This window comes from Pseudoalteromonas sp. HM-SA03 (assembly GCF_002289345.1).
Lineage (GTDB): Bacteria > Pseudomonadota > Gammaproteobacteria > Enterobacterales > Alteromonadaceae > Pseudoalteromonas.
In genome coordinates this window covers 52,817-72,816 of the sequence record NZ_NSDG01000015.1, presented here as the reverse complement: position 1 = coordinate 72,816, position 20,000 = coordinate 52,817, and the positions used below count along the sequence as shown (strand labels likewise).

20 protein-coding genes and 1 pseudogene are annotated in these 20,000 nt (G+C 42.5%); 2 read left to right on the top strand and 19 right to left on the bottom strand.

Features of this window, described 5'->3' with window-relative positions; translation table 11 throughout:
* Position 1 precedes the first annotated feature (1 nt).
* From CKO50_RS02565 to CKO50_RS02515, 11 genes are all read right to left on the bottom strand, one after another.
* Positions 2-1,975 (bottom strand): chemotaxis protein CheA, encoded by a 1,974-nt coding sequence (locus tag CKO50_RS02565; RefSeq protein WP_095726875.1) that lies wholly within the window; start codon positions 1,973-1,975, stop codon positions 2-4.
* 1 nt (position 1,976) lies between these two features.
* Positions 1,977-2,261, bottom strand: a complete 285-nt coding sequence (locus CKO50_RS02560; protein ID WP_095726874.1) for an STAS domain-containing protein — start codon at positions 2,259-2,261, stop codon at positions 1,977-1,979.
* Between the two features lie 10 nt (positions 2,262-2,271).
* Positions 2,272-2,637 carry a response regulator gene (locus CKO50_RS02555; RefSeq protein ID WP_095726873.1) on the bottom strand — a complete coding sequence of 122 codons (366 nt, stop codon included), beginning with the start codon at positions 2,635-2,637 and terminating at the stop codon, positions 2,272-2,274.
* Between the two features lie 8 nt (positions 2,638-2,645).
* Entirely contained in the window at positions 2,646-3,833 is a 1,188-nt protein-coding gene (locus tag CKO50_RS02550) for a methyl-accepting chemotaxis protein (RefSeq protein WP_095726872.1), read from the bottom strand.
* A complete protein-coding gene (locus CKO50_RS02545) occupies positions 3,833-4,348 on the bottom strand; it encodes a chemotaxis protein CheW (protein WP_095726871.1) in 516 nt (171 codons plus the stop codon). Before CKO50_RS02545 ends, CKO50_RS02550 begins: the two co-directional genes overlap by 1 nt.
* A gap of 306 nt (positions 4,349-4,654) precedes the next feature.
* On the bottom strand, positions 4,655-5,953 hold the full coding sequence (locus CKO50_RS02540; protein WP_095726870.1) for a sensor histidine kinase: 1,299 nt from the start codon (positions 5,951-5,953) through the stop codon (positions 4,655-4,657).
* Between the two features lie 2 nt (positions 5,954-5,955).
* The gene (locus tag CKO50_RS02535) at positions 5,956-6,537 is read right to left on the bottom strand and encodes a chemotaxis protein CheC (RefSeq protein WP_095726869.1); all 582 of its coding nucleotides are present in this window, start codon (positions 6,535-6,537) and stop codon (positions 5,956-5,958) included.
* Positions 6,534-6,899, bottom strand: a complete 366-nt coding sequence (locus CKO50_RS02530) for a response regulator (protein ID WP_010604737.1) — start codon at positions 6,897-6,899, stop codon at positions 6,534-6,536. Before CKO50_RS02530 ends, CKO50_RS02535 begins: the two co-directional genes overlap by 4 nt.
* A 271-nt stretch (positions 6,900-7,170) precedes the next feature.
* Positions 7,171-7,605, bottom strand: a complete 435-nt coding sequence (locus CKO50_RS02525; protein ID WP_095726868.1) for an acyl-CoA thioesterase — start codon at positions 7,603-7,605, stop codon at positions 7,171-7,173.
* A complete protein-coding gene (locus CKO50_RS02520) occupies positions 7,602-8,426 on the bottom strand; it encodes a M23 family metallopeptidase (protein WP_095726867.1) in 825 nt (274 codons plus the stop codon). The genes CKO50_RS02525 and CKO50_RS02520 overlap by 4 nt, the downstream gene beginning before the upstream one ends.
* Entirely contained in the window at positions 8,419-9,273 is an 855-nt protein-coding gene (locus CKO50_RS02515; protein WP_095726866.1) for a 6-carboxytetrahydropterin synthase, read from the bottom strand. Before CKO50_RS02515 ends, CKO50_RS02520 begins: the two co-directional genes overlap by 8 nt.
* A 241-nt stretch (positions 9,274-9,514) precedes the next feature.
* Between CKO50_RS02515 and fabA the strand changes: the two genes are divergently transcribed.
* Positions 9,515-10,030 (top strand): 3-hydroxyacyl-[acyl-carrier-protein] dehydratase FabA, encoded by a 516-nt coding sequence (fabA, locus tag CKO50_RS02510; RefSeq protein WP_010372774.1) that lies wholly within the window; start codon positions 9,515-9,517, stop codon positions 10,028-10,030.
* Between the two features lie 78 nt (positions 10,031-10,108).
* Here fabA and rmf read toward each other — a convergent pair whose 3' ends face one another.
* From rmf to lrp, 7 genes and pseudogenes are all read right to left on the bottom strand, one after another.
* Positions 10,109-10,279, bottom strand: coding sequence for a ribosome modulation factor (gene rmf / locus CKO50_RS02505; protein ID WP_010372771.1), 171 nt, complete (start codon positions 10,277-10,279; stop codon positions 10,109-10,111).
* Between the two features lie 488 nt (positions 10,280-10,767).
* A complete protein-coding gene (serS, locus tag CKO50_RS02500) occupies positions 10,768-12,063 on the bottom strand; it encodes a serine--tRNA ligase (protein ID WP_095726865.1) in 1,296 nt (431 codons plus the stop codon).
* Between the two features lie 7 nt (positions 12,064-12,070).
* Positions 12,071-12,451 (bottom strand): fluoride efflux transporter CrcB, encoded by a 381-nt coding sequence (crcB, locus tag CKO50_RS02495; protein ID WP_010604733.1) that lies wholly within the window; start codon positions 12,449-12,451, stop codon positions 12,071-12,073.
* Between the two features lie 2 nt (positions 12,452-12,453).
* Positions 12,454-13,781 (bottom strand): annotated as a pseudogene (locus CKO50_RS02490) (replication-associated recombination protein A).
* The gene (gene lolA, locus CKO50_RS02485) at positions 13,774-14,412 is read right to left on the bottom strand and encodes an outer membrane lipoprotein chaperone LolA (RefSeq protein WP_095726864.1); all 639 of its coding nucleotides are present in this window, start codon (positions 14,410-14,412) and stop codon (positions 13,774-13,776) included. The pseudogene CKO50_RS02490 and the gene lolA overlap by 8 nt, the downstream one beginning before the upstream one ends.
* Positions 14,412-17,021, bottom strand: coding sequence for a DNA translocase FtsK (locus tag CKO50_RS02480; protein ID WP_095726863.1), 2,610 nt, complete (start codon positions 17,019-17,021; stop codon positions 14,412-14,414). Before CKO50_RS02480 ends, lolA begins: the two co-directional genes overlap by 1 nt.
* A 114-nt stretch (positions 17,022-17,135) precedes the next feature.
* On the bottom strand, positions 17,136-17,615 hold the full coding sequence (lrp, locus tag CKO50_RS02475; RefSeq protein ID WP_095726862.1) for a leucine-responsive transcriptional regulator Lrp: 480 nt from the start codon (positions 17,613-17,615) through the stop codon (positions 17,136-17,138).
* A 139-nt stretch (positions 17,616-17,754) separates the two neighbouring features.
* On the opposite strand from lrp, the gene ald reads away from it, so the two are divergent.
* Positions 17,755-18,876, top strand: coding sequence for an alanine dehydrogenase (gene ald, locus CKO50_RS02470; protein WP_095726861.1), 1,122 nt, complete (start codon positions 17,755-17,757; stop codon positions 18,874-18,876).
* Positions 18,877-18,930: 54 nt separating this feature from the next.
* Here ald and CKO50_RS02465 read toward each other — a convergent pair whose 3' ends face one another.
* Positions 18,931-19,890, bottom strand: coding sequence for a DUF4382 domain-containing protein (locus tag CKO50_RS02465; protein ID WP_095726860.1), 960 nt, complete (start codon positions 19,888-19,890; stop codon positions 18,931-18,933).
* Between the last annotated feature and the right edge of the window lie 110 nt (positions 19,891-20,000).

The following is a 20,000-nucleotide window of genomic DNA, read 5'->3' as shown; positions in this document are numbered from 1 at the left end:
ATTAAGAGTTAGCTAATTTTCTAGATTCAGGTTCATGAGCAAAATCATGAATAAGCTTTGGTACATCAAGAATGAGCGCAATGTCTCCTGACCCTAAAATACTTGAGCCACTGATCCCCGACATCTTTTCAAATAACGCACCGAGTGGTTTGATGACCGTTTGAAACTCACCTAACAGCTGATCGACGACGATGCCTGCTCGCAACTGGCCGTACTTCACAACGACAATACTTGGTCTGATCTTAGGGTTCGTGGGTAAGTCGAAAATACGACTCAAATGAATAAATGGCAGCACTGTACCGCGCAGATTAATGTAATCGGTTTGACGAGTTGCCCCATTGCCAAGCGGAAGTTCAATACACTCTGTAACCATATCGAGTGGAATGACGAACTTAGCATCAGCAACACTCACCATAAAACCATCGATAATGGCCATGGTTAACGGCAACCTGAGTTGGAAACACGTACCTTGGTGCTCGACAGATTCAACACTCACCGTTCCACGTACCGCTTCAATGTTTTTTCTCACCACATCCATGCCAACACCGCGTCCCGAGATATTTGATACTTTTTCGGCTGTGGAAAAGCCTGGCTCGAAGATTAAGTTGGCAATTTCTTTGTCGGTAAGCTCAGTATCTGGTGAGATCAGATTACGCTGAATTGCTTTTTCTTTAATTTTTTCTTTGTCTAGCCCGCGTCCATCGTCACTGATCTCTATTACAATACTGCCTGAATCATGAAAGGCTTTGAGTGATAAGGTACCGTATTCAGGCTTTCCACTGTCCGCTCGTTGTGCTGGTGACTCCATACCATGATCAATGGCATTGCGAACTAAATGCGTAAGTGGGTCGACTATCTTTTCAACCATTGATTTATCAAGTTCGGTTTCAGCCCCCATAATTTCTAAAGAAACCTGTTTTTCCAACTCCTTTGAGGTGTCGCGCACCACACGGCTAAAGCGATTAAACGTTTCGCCTATCTGTACCATTCTAAGTTGCAGTGTACTGCTTTGCACATCACTAACGAGTTGTTGAATATGTTCAACAATTTCAGTAAGGGCCGAGTCGCGTATTGTTTTGGTGTGATCTTCGAGTGCCGCAGACACGATAACCAGCTCGCCAAGTTCATTGACTAGCTCATCTAGCTTCTGCGCTGGTATTTTCATCATCCGCTCGGGATTCTTTGGTTTGACTTTGTTATTTTTGGTGGGCTGTTTATCAGTTTTGACAAGTGTTGGCTTCTTATCATCTTCAATTGGGGCTATCTCAATATTGGATTCTGCAGCAATAAACTCAAATGCTTCATCAATATCTTCTCGCGTAGAGTGATGTATCTCTAGCTGCATTCTAAAATGGCATAATTCTAGTTCATCTGGTGTGACCGCGTTAAGCGCAGGTACCTCATCAATTAACCAATCGACTTCTACCGTACTACCTTTACTTTCGATGTAACGAATAATCGAGAGCGGGTCAAAACCATCCACCATGCAGGCCTTATAAAACTGCGCTGAAACTCGGAAGCTCTGCGTTGCTTCTTGATTTTCGACAACGGTTTGCTCGCTTGAGGTTTGGTGTTGCAAACCACTATATGACTTTAAACTTTCTAGCAGCCCAGCTTCAGTATCGGTCAACGCCGGAGGAAAATCTTCGTTTGACTCTAAGCACTTAATTAACGCATTTATATGGTCATTACATTCGAGCAAGGTCGAAATCAGTTTTTCGCAAGGATTTAGCGCGTGATTACGAAGAAGCTCCATAGTGGCTTCAACAAAATGCGTAAAATCGACAATATGGTCATAGCCAACAACACCGGCAGAGCCCTTTATGGTATGTGCAGCACGAAACGCCTCGTTGATGATCTCGTCGTCACTATTTGGCAGTATAGACTCTATAGCCAAAAGGCTTTCTTCAAATTGAAGTACCAACTCCTTGGCTTCTTCAATAAAGACCGCTTGAATTTCGGATAAATCAACCATCTTACCTCCTTTGCGTGCAGTTTGATGCAACTAAGGTATTGAGTAGCCATAAGGCACAAGGTGAGTGATGCTCATCGACACCTATTACAGATAACGGCTTTTCCGTACAACACTGTGCGAGTGCAACAACTAATTGAAAACCTGCAGCGTCTACCTCCAGCAGCTCGCTAAGGTCAATCGCTATCGCCGTCGTGTCATCACTTAACATGAGCTGCCATTTTGCTGCCACTTTACTCACTTCATAGATGGTCAATACTTCTGGCAGCACAATGGTTAAGTTGCTCATATTTATGCTCCTAAGCCAAAATACGTGAAACAGTATTAATCAGCTTTTCGGGTTTAAACGGCTTTATCATCCAAGCCTTTGCTCCCGCTTGTTTGCCTTGACTCACGAAATCCGCGCCCGACTCCGTGGTTAGCATCAGAAAAGGCGTAAAGCGATATTGGCCCATTTCTTTCACCTTCTTCAACAAGCTCAGCCCGTCCATGTTTGGCATATTCAGATCACTAATAATCAGGTTGATTTTGCCCTCATCTAACTTGTTGATTGCGTCGAGACCATCACAGGCATCAATGACTTCGTAACCTTCAGCGAGTAGTGTCATTTTTGCCACCTGACGAATTGAAGCCGAATCATCTACTATCATAATTTTCTTAGCCATAAGACCTCCTAGAAAAATGTTACTTCATCTTCAACATGGTCGTGTTGAGACGTATTTTCAGTGGTTGAAACATGACATTCCCTTTCTTCTTTCATGGTGTACGAGTTGAACATTTCTTGCTGTAATGCAGCCAACCCTTCCTCACCAAGCTCACCTTCTGTCCTGTATAGTGAGACTAATGAAGTAAGCCCTTTGCAAATGTGTTCTAGCTTTTGGCTCACTCTATCTTGGAATTGAAAATCAGTTATCGCGTCGTCGACGTTCGCTTTTATCTTGCTTGCGGTATCGTCTAATCCATGTACCGATTGCGTCAGCTCATTAGCAACCGTCGCCATCTCATTGAGCACTTTTCGGATATGTAATTCAGCGTCATCCATAAGCGTAACGTCTTGTGCCTGTGATTCGGTGAGCTTTTCAGTATTGTCAGCAACGGCATTGGTTAAGCCATTCATCTTTTCAATAATAAGCTCTGCGGCCTCTGAGGTGATATCCGAAAGCTCACGCACCCGTTCCGCGACCACGGCAAACCCCCGGCCAGCTTCCCCCGCTCTTGCAGCTTCAATCGATGCGTTGAGTGACAACAAAGTGATCTCTTTTGAGATTTTTTGAATGGATTTGGTCTGCTCAGTTAATTCCTTGGCCGCATGGCTTACAGCTTGATTGGAATTGACGACCTCGAGTTTTGACCCAAGAGCCACACGCAGACTGTGCAGTACTTCATTGAGTTCTTCTTGACTTTGTTTGGCAAAACAGTGTTTATCATCTCCAAAATTTTCTACAGAACCTCGTGCCGATTCGATCGTGTTATTTAGTGCTTGTCTTAGCTCTGAAAACTGCAGGGTAAGCCCTGAAACCGAGTCATTACCCAAGGTCTTAATACTATAGACCTGATTAATAACGGTTTCTAAAATCGCGGCAATAGATTCGGTGTTATGCAGCTCGACCTCGCAATGCTCTTGTATCTCATTCGAATAACTAACAAATGCCTCACAATCAAGAATGACTTTTGCAGTTAAATGACGCTGCCTTAACGTTACCGCTAAGAGTGCACTAGTGATGAGCACAGAAGATAGCGACAAAATATCAACGCGAACACTGAGTAATAGCGTGAGAGACAATACTAGGCTGAGCAACACCGCAGCGCTAATGTAGTACTTGTAGATTGCCTTTAGCTCATTGATTGGAAGTATCTGCATTATGCTGACTCCCCAAGGTGACTACCACGCTCACTTAACTCTATCAGCTCAGCCATCTCTTCAACTGAGAGAACTTTTTCAAGGTCTAGCGCGATAAGTAGCTCATCTCCGCGTCTTACCATGGAAGCGATGAAGTCAGCTCTGATTTGCGCGCCAAACTGGGGGGAGTTGGTTAGATCTTTTGCGTCAACTTCTATGACTTCATTAACGCCGTCAACAATGACACCCATCTCAATAAGGCTGTCAGAAATACTGAATTCACAAATGATAATGCAGGTTCGTCTGCCAACTTCTATTACCTCTCCACAAAGCCGAGCTGACAGATCGATAACGGGTACAACTGAACCTCTTAAATTAATCACTCCTTTAATAAACTCAGGCATCAAGGGGACTTTTGTCACGGAGCCCAGTTCAATAATCTCTTTTATTGACAGGATTTCGATTGCATAGCAATCCTGTCTTGACTGAAAAGTGAGATATTGCAATGACTGTGTGTTTTCTGTGATCGCTTGCATATTCCGCCCCGTCTCATTTGTCTTATATGTTACTTTAGTCTCACATTTCCTATCTGTCAAAATTTGAACAATAATTTATTTAAACTATTTTTGAGTGGTAAAAATAAACTTAAAAACAAATGGTTATAAATAATTTCGCAGTATTGAGTATTGGCGGTTTTGCAGTGGACTTTTTGACAACGAAATCTGTGAGCCAACTGATTGAGAACTGGATAATCAGAACAAAAACAATAAGGAAGTACATGAATTGCAAAGAAAGGCTAACCTAATGAAGGCTAACTTTATTTATGAACTGGATATGATTGATTAATTATCCGTAAATTCGTCGGAGAAATCTGCTTCGCTGAGCTTAGGAAAGGATACCGTAAACGTTGTACCTACACCGACTTGTGAGTCAACTTGAATGCGACCCTTATGCTTGGCGACGATGCTATATGATAGAGACAGCCCAAGGCCAGTGCCTTGACCAACAGGCTTGGTGGTAAAAAATGGATTAAAAATTTTATTGATGTCCCCAGCAGGGATCCCTTTGCCTGTGTCTTGGATGGCAATAATCACCTCGTTTTGCTTATCTTCGATAGAGATAGTTACCGTACCACTTGACGCTATCGATTGCGCCGCATTGATAATTAAGTTCAAAAATACCTGATTAATCTGCATTGGCTGACAATATAACAACACTTCATCATCAAGCGAGTAAGTTTTGTTGATAACCGCATGGTACTTAATTGAGTTGTTTGCTATTTTCAGCGTGCTTTCAATCCCTTTAATAAGATCTGCCTCTTGCCACTCTTGGTTATCAACATGAGAAAAGGATTTTAAACTCTCCACTATCTTGGATACTCGGTCCAGCCCTTCTAAGCACTCTTGCAGTAAATCAGGCACGTCTTCCTTTAAAAAGTCAATACTATGCTGATTTTGGAGCTGCTGCTCCTGCTGTGCTAGGTCACTGTCGACAAGTGTACTAAAATGCGCTTCATAAAAAGCGAGCATCGCAAACAATCCGCTTGCCTGGCCTTCTAAACTTTGAATATTAGAATTCACAAAACCAATTGGGTTGTTGATTTCATGCGCCACGCCAGCAGCTAATTGGCCAATTGCTGCCATTTTCTCGGACTGTAGTAGTTGGTTTTGTGCGGCTTCCAACTTAAGATTGAGTGTTTTTAACTCCTGTTTTTCTATTTCTAACGCTTCAGTTAGACGTTTTTGCTCTTGATAATAGCTCGCCAGCTCCGTCACATCTTGTATTATCACACATACTTTTTTCACTTCTTCAGAGTGCTCGAAAATCGGCACATATTGAATATTCTGATACATTGAAGTTTCATCACCAGTAACAGGACGACTACTGCTTAGTTCAAACACATGAGGACGATGTTCCCAGTAGCTAAAACTTGCTGCTTTTAAAGCAAATACACTCTTCAATTTCCGCTTAATGATTTTTGCCGCATCAGGAAATACCTTATCGACGGACATGCCCTCGATATTTTTAGGGGTGTTATCCGGTAGCCGGTTTTTCAAAAATTCATTTGCAAAAACCACCGTGTGTGCTTGGTCTAGGACACAAATTCCAACCGGAATATAACGCTGTAATTCGTTAAACACAGTCAGTCCTCAATTCCAAGCATGGCATTAAGCTTTTGGATCACTGTTTTAATGGAGTTTTCATCCAAACAAATAATTACTCTCGAATCAAAAGCAATAGACTCGATTATAAATGCAATTTTCATTACCAATGTGGTTTTCCACTCAGCAATGTCGTCGGATAGCTGATGTTTATAAATAGTTGGCATAGTCAATGAGGTTTTAAGCTCTAACTGACTAGAAAAACCGTTTAAACATGCACCAGCCAAGATATTAGATAAATCTAGTAGGACTTCATTGAGATCGGAGTCATCTAGCGGACTATCGTAGTCCATAAGCTCGGCTATTTCTTTTAAGCCTTGCGGTGACAATAGATTAATGACTTCACCTTTAATTTCTCCTAAAAATGACTGCCTCGTTCTGTAAACATGCGCGGTATTACAGATCTCATTGAGTTGATTAGGGCTCACCGAAGTAATTTCAGGGATAGATAAACTAATTTTCGTTTCGATTAATCGAGCTAAAGAGTTGGCTGCCTGACCCATGGATATATTCATTAGCTCTTGCAAGCCATCCCTTTGCTCTTCACTGAGTGGCATATTCATAATAAACCTAGCTCTTGCAGCGTGTTATGTAACTCTTCTTTTTGTAACGGCTTTTGCAAAAAGCGAAATGCGCCGAGTTTATCCACCAACTTTTTCGCTTCGGGCTGAATATCAGCGGAGATAACGATAACGACGGTTTTTGCGTGGTGTTCATGTAGATGCGTGAGAACTTCAAAACCATCCATTTCTGGCATAGTTAGATCCAAAAATAACACCTCAGCTTTGCCCTGCTCCACCATCACCAATGCTTCTTTGCCATTTTTTGCCTCGCTGACCTCGACATCCCAGCCTTCAGGTATTGCCCTAAGCACAGCCTTTCTCGACATCATAGAATCGTCTGCAACGGTTACTGGAATTGCCATGAGCACCACTCCTATTTCACTATATTGGTAAAAAGTATGGTCTTTGGCTTTTTGACTGTCAAAAAATTATAAGTAAAAAATGACTCATTTGTCCTCTGAACGAAAGAGATTCAACTAATGGCTCGATTAATTATCGTAAATGAGTTTTAGCGGTTCTTGACGAGTAGCAATTTTACAATTTAAGCATGATGTGTTCTTATCGGTCGATTAAATATAGGGCTTAGCCCTATATTTGCTTTAGAGATTTTAAAAATAAAATCTTAGCGAAAAACTAGCTATCAAAGCCGTTTAGCATTTTGTCACAAACCACAGGAGTTGGCCTATGATTGTCATCCACGGCAACAAAGGTAAAACTACCTGTAATTGCTAAGTGTTTATCATCTTTGTGCATTCTTTCAAGATAGATTTCAACATCAACCTTTAAACTGGTATTACCAACATACACTACCTTCGATACTAATTCAGCAAAAGTACCAGCGGGAATTGCCTCTTTGAAATCAACTCTGTCTGAAGAGATCGTTACCAAAGGTTTGCGACAAAAACGCGTTGCAGCAATAAAGGCAACTTCGTCCATCCAAGCCAGTGCGTCACCACCAAATAAAGTGTTATGATGGTTTGTTCGGCCTGGAAAAACGGTCTTTGTTACGTGTGTGATTGAGCTTTTGATGCGTTGCTCAACAATGGCTTGTCTTTGTTCGTCTGTCATTTTTTTACTGCTTTATCCGCTAGTGTATCTTTCATAAGTAGAGCTGGATCGAGTCGTTCCCCGAACCAATTAAAGCGCCAATCCAAATGCGGGCCAGTTACCCTGCCCGTCGCGCCAATTTCAGCGATTTTATCGCCTGTCTTTACCGTATCGCCAACCTTAACATCCAGTTTACTAAGGTGGATATACGTAGAGGTAATGCCGTGACCGTGATCGATAATCAAAGTGCCGCCACTGTAATAAAGATCTGGATTTGCAAACACCACTTTACCCGATACCGGCGCTAAGACCGGCTCACCCGTTTTATTTGCGATATCTAATCCAAAATGTGGTCGTTTTGGCTCACCATTAAAATATCTTTGGCTACCATAAACACCTGAGATTCGGCCCTTTGCTGGTCTGAAAACGGGGTCTTTAAAGAATAATAAATCCGAATTGCCTTGTCTTGCTTTTGACACGGCTTGCGCTTCTTCACGTATGCGCTTTAGCACCGAATCAGGTGGTGAAACATACTTCTTAGCAACACCTGTGATCTTGTCTATATCGTAATCTCGTTTCGTGATCACTATCGCTTGGCGATGCTTTTGACCATCATCAGATTGCCAACTCAAGATGTGGTTCAGTTCAGCATCACGACCAAAACCAAACACGAAATAGCCATCTTTAGAGCGTTTTAATTCTGTCTCGTTTAGCTTTATCTCAGTTGCATTTTCAAGCTTGCCGACGACCAAGCCACCTTGTGTTAGGTTACCTTTTAATTCAAGCGCCTCAGCAAATAATGTGGTGCTCGCAAGCAATATGACAATTGCACGTTTAAGCATAAGCAATCGCTCCTTTTCCAACCCCTTCGTATGCTCTTACTTCAACCTTATCATGTGGATTTTGCAGCTTTATTTGGCCAGCAAGATACTCCGCAATACATTCAACTGTTGTATCACAAGGTAATATATCGCAACGTGATTTGCTGATCGCCAACTCAAAATATCCCTGCGACGAGGTATACGCGAACGCATAATCTTTATCTTGAGCGGTTACATACTTAAGCAAACTAGGATCAATTAAATCTTCTTCACTACCAAGATAAATATCTTGCCATTTATCCGCCCATTGTTTTTGTAATCTAGGCATGCTGATATCATTGAGCTTCACACCAATCAATGAACGATGACCATGAATAATACGCTGACAGTTACCATCGTGTTTCTTTAAGCCATGGCTATAGTGATAATAGAAGCCAGTTGCGGCCTCTGGACGCAGTGTTATATCTAAATCTTTCACATTTTCAGGCATATGCGGCATAATAACAGACTTAAGGTAAGCGATTGCATTGGCTTCATTGATTTCGTCCCCTTCCACTACACACACCGCTTCTTCCGGTGCATTCATGGCTAAGTGATTCCCATCAAATTGCATATCAAATTCAAATCGGCCTTCACTGTGTTTTGCATTACACGCAAGTGTGCTGGGTACCGCTAATTTATGGTCCAGCTTTTCGTCGATAATACGTTTGATTTGCTTTTTAACTTTTGCAAAGTCTAACACCATAGACTCTTCGTTTAGCTCACCATGCAACACAATATCGGTGATCCAACTTTCACCTACCGCACCACGACGTGGGCAAAGGTACGAAAAATCAATTACGGTCAAAGAGTCAACAAAAAGGATCATAGATCACCCAAAATAGCCTGCTAAAAAATCATTCCCGATTATAATGATTTTCACATTATAAATCGCCCCTAATTGGAACTGATTTGCATTTAATCTCTTCAATTTTTTTGAAATTTAATCAAATAGACATATCTTTAGCGCAAAATTTACAAGCCTCCGCACGCTTTTTAACTGTTCGGAGTTGTTTAGCGTACATCTGTACGCTAAAGTAGCGTCAATTTGCAAGCTAAGAAGAAGATTTATGGAACCGAAGAACAGCTATACAAAAGAAGAACTTATTTTATGTGGTCGCGGAGAAATGTTTGGTGAAGGCAACTGCCGCCTACCTAGCGACAACATGTTAATGATGGATCGCATCGTTCAAATTAATGATGACGGTGGTGAGCATGGTAAAGGTCAAATTATTGCTGAACTCGACATCAACCCTGATCTGTGGTTCTTCGACTGCCACTTCAAAGGTGATCCAGTAATGCCTGGTTGTTTAGGTTTGGATGCGATGTGGCAATTGGTAGGCTTCTTCCTTGGTTGGTCTGGTGGTCCTGGTCTTGGTCGTGCACTCGGTGTGGGCGAAGTGAAGTTTACGGGTCAAATCTTACCAACGGCTAAAAAAGTGACTTATCGCATTGAAATGAAGCGCGTTATCAAACGTAAGCTATTTATGGGTCTGGCAGATGGCATCGTCGAAGTTGATGGTCGCGTGATCTATGAAGCAAAAGATTTGAAAGTAGGTCTTTTCCAAGATACCAGCGCATTTTAACTTTTTCGCTGTTATCGTTTTATAGCTTTAAAAACACACAAAGCCCCATCTGGGGCTTTGCTCTCCTAAAATTCGGTATCAGGTTTTAAAGATGTTACGATTATCCATCGCTTCTCGCCATCCGCCTAACCATTCTGATCTGTGTTCTACTTGTTGATAGGGACAATTTTCTTTCGACCGACCGGCTAATCCTGCCTTAAATCCTTGTGAATGTGCTCTTTCTAAACGGTCTCTTTTCTGTCTCTTCATAGGTAATATCCTCACCTTTTTCTCGATCAGCATTAGCGTTTCTAATACTGTGTAGTTCAAACTTGAGCGAACGTCATTCAAAACGAAGATAGTGACTTACGGTATAATGACGATTCGTACTAACAATTTAAATTAAAGATTTTATTGAGAAAAGTTAAACACGAGCGACATCGTATATCATACAGATGTGCTACTTACCGATGAGATTTGGCCAAACCCATACCTTCAATAAATCACATCTCAGCGAGTCATGCAACGATCAGAAATGTAATTCTTGTACGGCGAAGTACAAAAAGCATAATTATTTTAATTTTATATAGATACCTAGATATTCAAGACGTAAATAATTGATTTTTGATATTGTTCCCCTACTTTTCTCTGTAAAAAAACATTCATAATACAGTAACAAAAAGAGGCTGGACGAATCCAGCCTCTTTTCAATAACTTGAGTTTTTAAATCGAGAAAAGCTCAATTAAGCAATACTATCTTAGCTTGCTTTAATAACCTCTACACCACCCATGTATGGTTTTAGTGCATCAGGCACAATAATTGACCCATCTGCCTGCTGGTAGTTTTCTAAAATCGCAACTAGAGTACGACCTACCGCTAAACCAGAACCATTAAGAGTATGAAGTAGTTCTGGCTTCTTCTCACCACTACGGCGGAAACGCGCTTGCATACGGCGCGCTTGGAAATCCCACATGTTTGAACAAGAAGAGATTTCTCTGTAGGTATTTTGCGCTGGTAACCAAACTTCCAAATCGTACGTTTTCGTTGCACCGAAACCCATGTCTCCAGTACAAAGCACCACTTTTCTGTAAGGTAAGCCAAGTAGCTGTAGAATTTGTTCAGCATGACCTGTTAACTCTTCAAGCGCTGCCATTGAATCTTCAGGTTTAACCAGTTGCACAAGTTCAACTTTATCAAACTGATGTTGACGGATAAGTCCGCGCGTATCACGCCCATAGCTACCCGCTTCGCTTCTAAAACAAGGCGTGTGCGCCGTCATCTTAATCGGCAGCTCTTTTTCGTCATAAATAACGTCACGGGCGCAGTTAGTTAACGGTACTTCTGCCGTCGGAATTAGACTAAAGCCATCTTGATCTTCAGATAATGCTTCTGTGTGGAACAAATCTTCTGCAAACTTAGGAAGCTGACCCGTGCCAAACAAGCTCGCTTTATTCACAAGATATGGTACATACATTTCTGTATAGCCATTTTGCTCAGTGTGAGTATTCAGCATCAGTTGTACAAGCGCTCGATGCATACGCGCTACACCACCACGCATCACTGTAAAGCGAGAGCCACTTAGCTTAACACCAGTTTCGAAATCAAGGCCTTTATCAAGCGCTTCACCAAGGTCAACATGATCTTTAACTTCAAAATCAAACTGCTTTGGTTCACCCCAAGTGCTTATTTCAACATTTTCTGATTCATCAGCACCTGCAGGCACCTCTTCAGCAGGAAGGTTTGGCAACGACATTGCGTAGTCATTTAGCTCAGCAAGAATTTTATCCTGTTCTTCTTTCGCTGCACTTAATTGGTCGCCCAAGTTTGCAACAGCATCTAGTAAAGGTTGAACGTCTTCCCCTTTCGCTTTAGCTTGACCAATCGCTTTGGAGGAACTGTTACGCTCACTTTGTAATTCCTGAGTTTTGGTTTGTAGCGCTTTGCGCTTTTCTTCTAATTCGGTGATCTTAGCAACATCGAGTTCAAAACCACGCTTTCTCAAACGCGCAGCGGCTTCCTCGATGTCTTGACGAAAGTATTTAGAATCTAACATTGTTTTTTTAACCTTTTTGCATGATGAGGCAGAGACCAACCCAGGCCATGAAGATACACGCCACCACGTTTAATGTGACGTTAAACGCCATTTTCACATATTGCCCTTGTTGAAGTAACAACAAGGAATCCATTGAGAATGTAGAAAAAGTAGTCAGTGCACCTAAAAAGCCAATACCTATCAACGTTTTAGATGGAGAAACTGAAATAACTTCTTTTTCAATTAAACCGTAAAGCACACCCATCAATAATGAACCAAGAATATTAACGATCAACGTCCCAAAAGGGAATCCCTTACCTAAGAGTTTTATCGACATATCGCTGATAAAAAAGCGTAACATTGCACCAAACGCTCCACCTAGCGCAATTGTGAGATAATTTATCAGCATCGCTACTTGTACCTCTTGGTGCTACTTTGTGCATTTTGCATCTGTAGATAGTTGAGCTTGTCGGCTATTTGTTTCTCAAGTCCCCTATCTGTAGGATGATAATATTGTCGCTCTTGAATGGCTTCTGGAAAGTAATTTTCTCCAGCGGCAAAGGCACCAGGTTCATTATGCGCATAACGGTATTCTTCGCCAAAACCCAGCTCTTTCATTAGTTTTGTCGGTGCGTTTCTGAGATGTTCAGGTACGGGGTAATTCGGATCACTTGCAGCATCGCGTTTAGCTTGATTGAACGCCATGTAGACCGCATTACTTTTTGGCGCACTCGCGAGATAGAGCGTTGCCTGTGCTATCGCACGCTCTCCTTCGCTTGGCCCAACACGATGAAATATATCCCAAGCATTTAACGCTACTTGCATCGCTCTTGGATCTGCNCGGTGGCGATCGCCAGCAATCGCCTTGCAACATATAGCGGATCGCCTCCGCCTGCTAATATTTTGCAATACCAATAAAGTGCCGCATCTGGTGCGCTGCCGCGAACCGACTTATGAAACGCTGAGATTAGGTCGTAATATAGGTCGCCCTTATTGTCATAACTTGATAATTGACTGGGCAACACTTGTTTTAGTACCAGTTCATTCACCAAATGAGTGCTTGAGTTTGGCTCAAAACTTAAGTCAACCGCCTGCTCCAGCAGATTAAGTGCCTTTCTCGCATCTCCCGAAGCTGCTTTGGCAATGAGTTCAAGTGCGTTGTCATCAATAGCGATAGCTAATTTCGACAGCTGTTCATCGCGTGACAACGCGTCTTTAAGTACTTGACCTAGTTCGTCCTCGACAAGCGATTGTAAGGTATAAACACGCGCGCGGGACAAGATCGCGTTATTCAGTGCAAAAGAAGGGTTTTCAGTGGTCGCGCCAATAAAAATAAAGGTGCCATCTTCAATGTGAGGTAAAAACCCGTCTTGCTGGGATTTATTAAAGCGATGTACTTCATCAACAAATAACAGCGTACGTCTACCAAATTGAGCTAATCGGTTTTTAGCATCGACGACCGCTTCACGAACCTCTTTAATTCCTGCACTTACAGCGGAAAGCTTGATAAGCTCTGCATCCGCATAGTTGGCAATGATCTCAGCAAGGGTGGTTTTACCCACTCCGGGTGGCCCCCAAAGGATTAGGCTATGACAGCGCCCTGATTCGATCGCACGATAAAGCACAGAGCCTTTGGACAAAATATGGCTTTGCCCAACATAATACTCTAACGAGGTTGGCCGCATTCTTGCGGCCAACGGTCGTACATCTGGTGTAAAATCAAACCCTAAACTAGTCACTGCCTCTTTGGTCGTCTACGACCACTCCTTGTGGAATTGTAAACTCAAACAAACTCTCTTTTACTGGCGCATTGACTTTGCTTTCCTTAAAGCTAAACGTAGAGACTTGACCTGAAATATCGTTCACTTTCAATAGTGCTAAGCCATCGTTTTTATCATCAAAACGCAGTGTTAATTGCTCTACCTGCGAGTCTACTTTGTTTTTTGGCGTGATCAGGTATTCTTGACCATTAAGTGCTACGTCGTACTTTAACCATTGACTATCCTCTTGGGTCGTAAGTAACACGAATGGCGTAGTATCAATAAGTTTAGTCGTATCTAGGATGGTTACTTGCTCAGCAAACGTATCGTAGTAATAGGTTGTTGCTCCGCTTGATACAAATAAAGTGTCATCTGGCATCTCTTGTTGCCAGCGGATTTTTAATGGCTGCGCTAAGGTTATCGCCCCTTCACCGGTTTGCAACTCATTGCCATCTTGATCTTTAACGATTTGCTCAAACTTACCTTGAAAACTGGTTAATTCAGCCAGTCTTCCTTTTAGACTTTGCATCGCTGCCTCATCAGCCCACACAGGCTGAATAAGGAGGTTTGATAATACCGTTAGCAACGCAATTTGCTTAAATTTTTTCATTAATTGGCTCCACCTTTTACCAATACATCTCGTGCACCATTATGACCAGGAGCGCTTACCACTCCCGACATTTCCATTTGCTCAACTAATCGAGCGGCACGGTTATAACCAACTCTTAACTTACGTTGTACACTCGAAACAGACACTTTGCCTGTTTCAATAACAAACCCAACGGCTTCATCATAAAGTGGGTCAGACTCTTCATCCCCACCTTCCGGTGCTTCGCCTGGTAGTAAAATATCCTCAGTTGCTTCACCGCATAGAATTTCTTCTACGTAGTTTGGTTTACCTCTTGCTTTCCAGTCACTCACTACCGCATGCACTTCATGATCGTCAACAAACGCGCCATGTACACGAACCGGAACACTCGTTCCTGGCGGCAGATAGAGCATGTCACCCATACCCAACAGGTTTTCTGCGCCTTGTTGGTCTAGGATTGTACGTGAATCAATCTTACTTGATACTTGGAACGCCATTCGCGTTGGTATATTCGCTTTGATCAAACCCGTAATGACATCCACTGATGGGCGCTGTGTTGCCAGCACTAAATGTATGCCTGCCGCTCGTGCTTTTTGTGCAATACGTGCAATTAACTCTTCTACTTTTTTACCAACAATCATCATCATGTCGGCAAATTCATCTATAACGACCACGATACTCGGTAATTTATCTAGCTCTTGTGGTTCATCCGCCATACCGTCTGTATCTTTAAAGAGTGGATCTAAAATTGGGTGACCCGCTTCTTTAGCGTCTTTAATCTTTTGATTGTAGCCTTTAAGGTTACGGACACCGAGTGCAGACATCAGCTTGTAACGGCGTTCCATTTCCCCCACACACCAACGTAGCGCGTTTGCTGCCTCTTTCATATCGGTAACCACTTCACACAATAAGTGCGGGATACCTTCGTAGACTGAAAGTTCGAGCATTTTCGGATCTATCATGATCATTCGCACATCTTCTGGTGGCGACTTATATAACAAGCTTAAGATCATGACATTAACGCCCACTGACTTACCAGAGCCTGTTGTTCCAGCCACCAGCAGGTGCGGCATTTTGGCTAAATCAGCAACGACCGGCTGGCCTGCGATATCTTTACCAAGCACCATAGTCAAAGGAGATGGATTTTGTTCAAACTTAGGAGCATCTATCACTTCGGACAAACGTACGATCTCGCGGTGTTTGTTAGGTAGCTCTAAACCCACGTACGTCTTGCCTGGGATAACCTCAACTACACGCACTGAGACTGCAGATAATGAACGCGCTAAGTCTTTTGCCAGACCGGTGATCTTAGCCACTTTAATGCCCGGCGCGAGATCTAACTCAAAGCGTGTAACGACAGGGCCTGGATACACACCAACTACCTGTGCTTGGACATTGAAGTCTAATAGTTTAGTTTCAACTAACCGCGAAACCTGCTCTAACTCTTCTTGCGAAATTGGATTCTTAGCCTTGTCCGGCCTATCCAACAAATCTAATGAAGGCAATGGTTCTGCAGGTGGCTGAGCCTCTAGAAGCGCTTCAAATTGCTCTTTTGCGCTTGGTGGAGGCTGATAACCATTGGCCGCCTTTTCAGGTGCTTTAGGCTTTAGAGGCCTTGCCGGAGAAACCACTTTGGTTTCGTGCACAGGTGCTTCATCCAAGGCATTTAATGCTGCGACAGTATCCAGTGGCTCATCCTCTATCGCTGAAAAGTTGATTTCTTGCTCAAGGATATCATCTAGCTCATCGAACACCGACGGTTCTTTCTTCTCTTGTAGATCAGAGTGCGGTGCAGGCGAAGTTTGAGGTGTAGATTCAGTGTTCGTTTTGCGGAACAATTTATCTTTTAATTTGCCAAGTCCACTAGGTTCTTCTTCAGCATCGAAGTCAATATCAGTTTCAGTATCGGTTTGCTGCTGGAGAGTCTGCTCATAATCATTTATTTTCTCGGTAGCTATTATTGGTGTCTCACTTTCTACTCTATCCGTTTTGGTGCCAGCACCCTCAGGTTTCTGTGAAACTGACTGCGTTTGCTCTATATTGCGCTCTGCTGTCAGCCGATCGCGTAACCATCTAAAGCCGGCGAGTACCTTTTCACCCAAATAATCAACGAATTCAACCCAAGATACACCGGTAAGTAGCGTCATTCCTGCAAAGAAAAAGCACAGTAATAGTATAGAAGTACCGGTGAAGTTAAAGGCAGGCATCATGGCTCCTGCAACCACATCCCCTACTACCCCACCAGATGAGAAATTATAGATATCATCGAAATTGATGCTGCTGATTGCGCTTGCAGAGGTAATAAACAGTGTCGCGCCAATAAGGCGTAAACCTAGCGTGGTGTAATCGAGTTGCAGTAGCTTATGCGGTTTTTTAAACAGCAGATAACCAAGAAACTGCAGCGCCGCTGGGATCAAAAACGCCAGCCAACCGAAACTCAGCAGCATAATGTCTGCCAGCCAAGCTCCGGCAGCACCCGTTATATTGTTTACTTTTACGTACTCACCAGATTGAGTCCAAGCAGGGTCTGCTGGGTCGAAACTTATCAACGCACACAACATAAATATTGCTGCAGCCGTGCTTACAATCAAACCTGTCTCTAAGAGGCGTTGCACACCATTTAAGCGCATTGTAATTAAACCTTTTTTCTGTTTCTTTTCTGGGCTATGTAAGCCCAAAACGTCAGCAAATTAGTGATTTGCGTTAGTATTGCTGTATATACTTACACCTTACCAAGAAATACCTCAAGGTGCACAAGGTTTTATTACTTCTCCTTCTTCTCCTTTTACTTCTTCCATGACCACAAAAGTGCGACTTTCACTGATACTTGGCAGCTTAAGTAAAATTTCTCCTAATACTCCTCGATATTCTGACATGTCGGTCACTCGTGTTTTCAATAGATAATCGAAACTACCGGACACAAGATGACATTCAATAATTTCGTCATGCTGCTTTACTGCTTGATTAAATCTATCGAATACATCAGGCGAGTTTTTATTCACTGTAACTTCAACAAACACCAAAAGTCCCTGTCCAAGCTTAGCAGGATCGACTACGGCTTTATAACCCCGAATAAATCCTTCTCGTTCCAGCTTTTTAACTCGCTCCAAGCAAGGCGTAGCGCTCAATCCTATGCGTTTGGCTAATTCTACGTTTGAAATTCTGCCATCTTTTTGAAGTTCGACTAAAATCTTTCTGTCGATTCTGTCTAGTTGTTGATACATAGTGTAGTTTTTTATCCTGAATGAATCATTAATTCAGAGTATATCACTACATTAAAATATTAAAACAGTGAGACACACTGGCTATAGGTAAATATAATAGTCAAAAATTTTACCCCGTTCTTATTTTGAGGCGAATATTATGATTATTGGTGTACCTAAAGAGATAAAAAACCACGAATACCGCGTTGGTATGGTTCCTGCGAGCGTTCGTGAACTAATCAATCACGGTCACGAAGTCGTTGTTGAGACAAATGCTGGTATTGGCATTGGTTTTACTGACGAAGATTATGTTCAAGTTGGTGCTAAAGTTTTAGACACGGCGGCAGACGTTTTTGCTACTGCTGATATGATTGTTAAAGTAAAAGAGCCTCAAGCTGTTGAGCGCGCGATGCTACGTGAAGACCAAATTCTATTCACTTACCTTCACCTAGCACCAGACCTTCCACAAACAGAAGATCTAATCAAGAGCGGTGCTATCTGTATTGCATACGAAACGGTAACTGATGCACGTGGTGGTCTTCCACTGCTAGCACCAATGTCAGAAGTTGCTGGTCGAATGTCAATTCAAGCTGGTGCTCAAGCGCTTGAAAAGTCACGTGAAGGCCGTGGTATGCTGCTAGGTGGTGTGCCGGGCGTTGAACCAGCTAAAGTTGTTGTGATCGGCGGTGGTATGGTTGGCCGTAACGCAGCGCAAATGGCTGTAGGTCTAGGCGCAGACGTAACTATTCTTGACCGTAGCATTGATGTGCTACGCTCTTTGAATGCACAGTTCGGTAGCCAAGCTAAAGTTATTTACTCAACGGCTGATGCACTTGAAAAACACGTACTTGAAGCAGACCTTGTGATTGGTGGTGTACTAATTCCTGGTGCAGCAGCTCCTAAGCTTGTAACTGCAGAACACATCAAAGCGATGAAGCCTGGTGCTGCTATCGTTGACGTTGCAATCGACCAAGGTGGTTGTATTGCTACTTCTAAAGCGACTACACACGCAGATCCAACATACATTGTTGACGACGTAGTTCACTACTGTGTAGCGAACATGCCAGGTGCTGTACCTCGTACTTCAACGTTTGCACTTAACAATGCAACGCTTCCGTACATCATCAAGCTTGCAAACCTAGGCTACAAACAAGCGCTACTTAATGACAAACACTTTATGGACGGCCTAAATGTTCTGAAAGGTCAAGTAACTTGTAAAGAAGTGGCAGAAGGCTTCAACATGGAATATGTTGACCCACGCGCTGCACTAGAAAATGCTTAATTTTGAATTTTAAGTAGTAAAAAGGGCTTCAATTGAAGCCCTTTCTGTTTGGCGTTAGTTTGTCTCAAAATTCACTTCGGTATCTTGGGTTAATGTAACGTCTTTTGCTTGATACAAACTAAAATCTGCATCTATCGTTTCGGCATCATCTAAATGACCTAAGCACGAATACCCTACTTTGTAATCTCCAGAACCAATAAATGCTATCTCATATTCACTCTCAGCATCTAAGTTTGCGGTTGCTACTGGCGCTGAATCTTCATCACTGATGTCGCTTGGCACTGCAACATCCGTTTTATAAAGATAAACAACATGTTTGTACTCTCCGACTAGAGGAGCTAGATCTGCATTATCCGCTACACATGCATTTTTTACAGACTCGCTAACCATGCCCTCAATCTCAAAACTGGTTAATAGATTCTCCAAACGGACAGCTGTTGGTTTTAGATAAACCGTGTCATCATTTGTGCGCTTCAACAGCGCCTTATTTAAGTCAAACTCCAATACGATTTGGTTCTCACCTTCATTTAGCGAGAAATTATTGAGTTGGATTTCACCTACACCATCGTTACCTTTACGGGTTACGGCTAATGGTGCTTGACTACCATCTAAAAAACGCACGCTAGAAGTTAAATCAAAATTCGACCCAGCACTGCCGTTTACAACATCGGCTCTGATCCACTCATAATCCCCAGCATCGATCTCTTGGTCGTTTACAACCAAATAGATATCATCACCCGTATACTCAAGCAGATTGATCTTCATTGGATTACCCTGCGCATCCAAGGTATCAAATGTCACATCTTCTTTTCCAGATGCTCTAAATATCAGCCGTTGAATAACAAGGTTGACTTCTGCAAGATTATTCACAGCAGCATCTGAAACACCAACACTTACGGTGGTTTTTTGAGTTGGTTGTGAGGTGTTGTTGTCGTTTGAGTCAGAACCTGAACCGCCACCGCATGCAACGAGTATCATCGCCGAGGCAATTGCTGTTAAAACGGGTTTGTACATGATGTTTCCTCCTCTTCTAAGTATTAAAGAGTAAGAATTGCGCCATGAATAAATAATTAATATAAACGCAATAATTTGAAATAGCTTCAAATGTAGTGCAGAAGGTTTGG

Coding starts and splice junctions, on each gene's coding strand:
- CKO50_RS02550 (WP_095726872.1), bottom strand. CDS start 3,833: ATGCAGATACTTCCAATCAATGAGCTAAAGGCAATCTACAAGTACTAC.
- serS (WP_095726865.1), bottom strand. CDS start 12,063: ATGTTAGATTCTAAATACTTTCGTCAAGACATCGAGGAAGCCGCTGCG.
- CKO50_RS02555 (WP_095726873.1), bottom strand. CDS start 2,637: ATGGCTAAGAAAATTATGATAGTAGATGATTCGGCTTCAATTCGTCAG.
- CKO50_RS02465 (WP_095726860.1), bottom strand. CDS start 19,890: ATGTACAAACCCGTTTTAACAGCAATTGCCTCGGCGATGATACTCGTT.
- ald (WP_095726861.1), top strand. CDS start 17,755: ATGATTATTGGTGTACCTAAAGAGATAAAAAACCACGAATACCGCGTT.
- CKO50_RS02560 (WP_095726874.1), bottom strand. CDS start 2,261: ATGAGCAACTTAACCATTGTGCTGCCAGAAGTATTGACCATCTATGAA.
- CKO50_RS02545 (WP_095726871.1), bottom strand. CDS start 4,348: ATGCAAGCGATCACAGAAAACACACAGTCATTGCAATATCTCACTTTT.
- CKO50_RS02525 (WP_095726868.1), bottom strand. CDS start 7,605: ATGACAGACGAACAAAGACAAGCCATTGTTGAGCAACGCATCAAAAGC.
- rmf (WP_010372771.1), bottom strand. CDS start 10,279: ATGAAGAGACAGAAAAGAGACCGTTTAGAAAGAGCACATTCACAAGGA.
- lrp (WP_095726862.1), bottom strand. CDS start 17,615: ATGTATCAACAACTAGACAGAATCGACAGAAAGATTTTAGTCGAACTT.
- crcB (WP_010604733.1), bottom strand. CDS start 12,451: ATGCTGATAAATTATCTCACAATTGCGCTAGGTGGAGCGTTTGGTGCA.
- lolA (WP_095726864.1), bottom strand. CDS start 14,412: ATGAAAAAATTTAAGCAAATTGCGTTGCTAACGGTATTATCAAACCTC.
- CKO50_RS02535 (WP_095726869.1), bottom strand. CDS start 6,537: ATGAATATGCCACTCAGTGAAGAGCAAAGGGATGGCTTGCAAGAGCTA.
- CKO50_RS02520 (WP_095726867.1), bottom strand. CDS start 8,426: ATGCTTAAACGTGCAATTGTCATATTGCTTGCGAGCACCACATTATTT.
- fabA (WP_010372774.1), top strand. CDS start 9,515: ATGGAACCGAAGAACAGCTATACAAAAGAAGAACTTATTTTATGTGGT.
- CKO50_RS02530 (WP_010604737.1), bottom strand. CDS start 6,899: ATGGCAATTCCAGTAACCGTTGCAGACGATTCTATGATGTCGAGAAAG.
- CKO50_RS02565 (WP_095726875.1), bottom strand. CDS start 1,975: ATGGTTGATTTATCCGAAATTCAAGCGGTCTTTATTGAAGAAGCCAAG.
- CKO50_RS02480 (WP_095726863.1), bottom strand. CDS start 17,021: ATGCGCTTAAATGGTGTGCAACGCCTCTTAGAGACAGGTTTGATTGTA.
- CKO50_RS02515 (WP_095726866.1), bottom strand. CDS start 9,273: ATGATCCTTTTTGTTGACTCTTTGACCGTAATTGATTTTTCGTACCTT.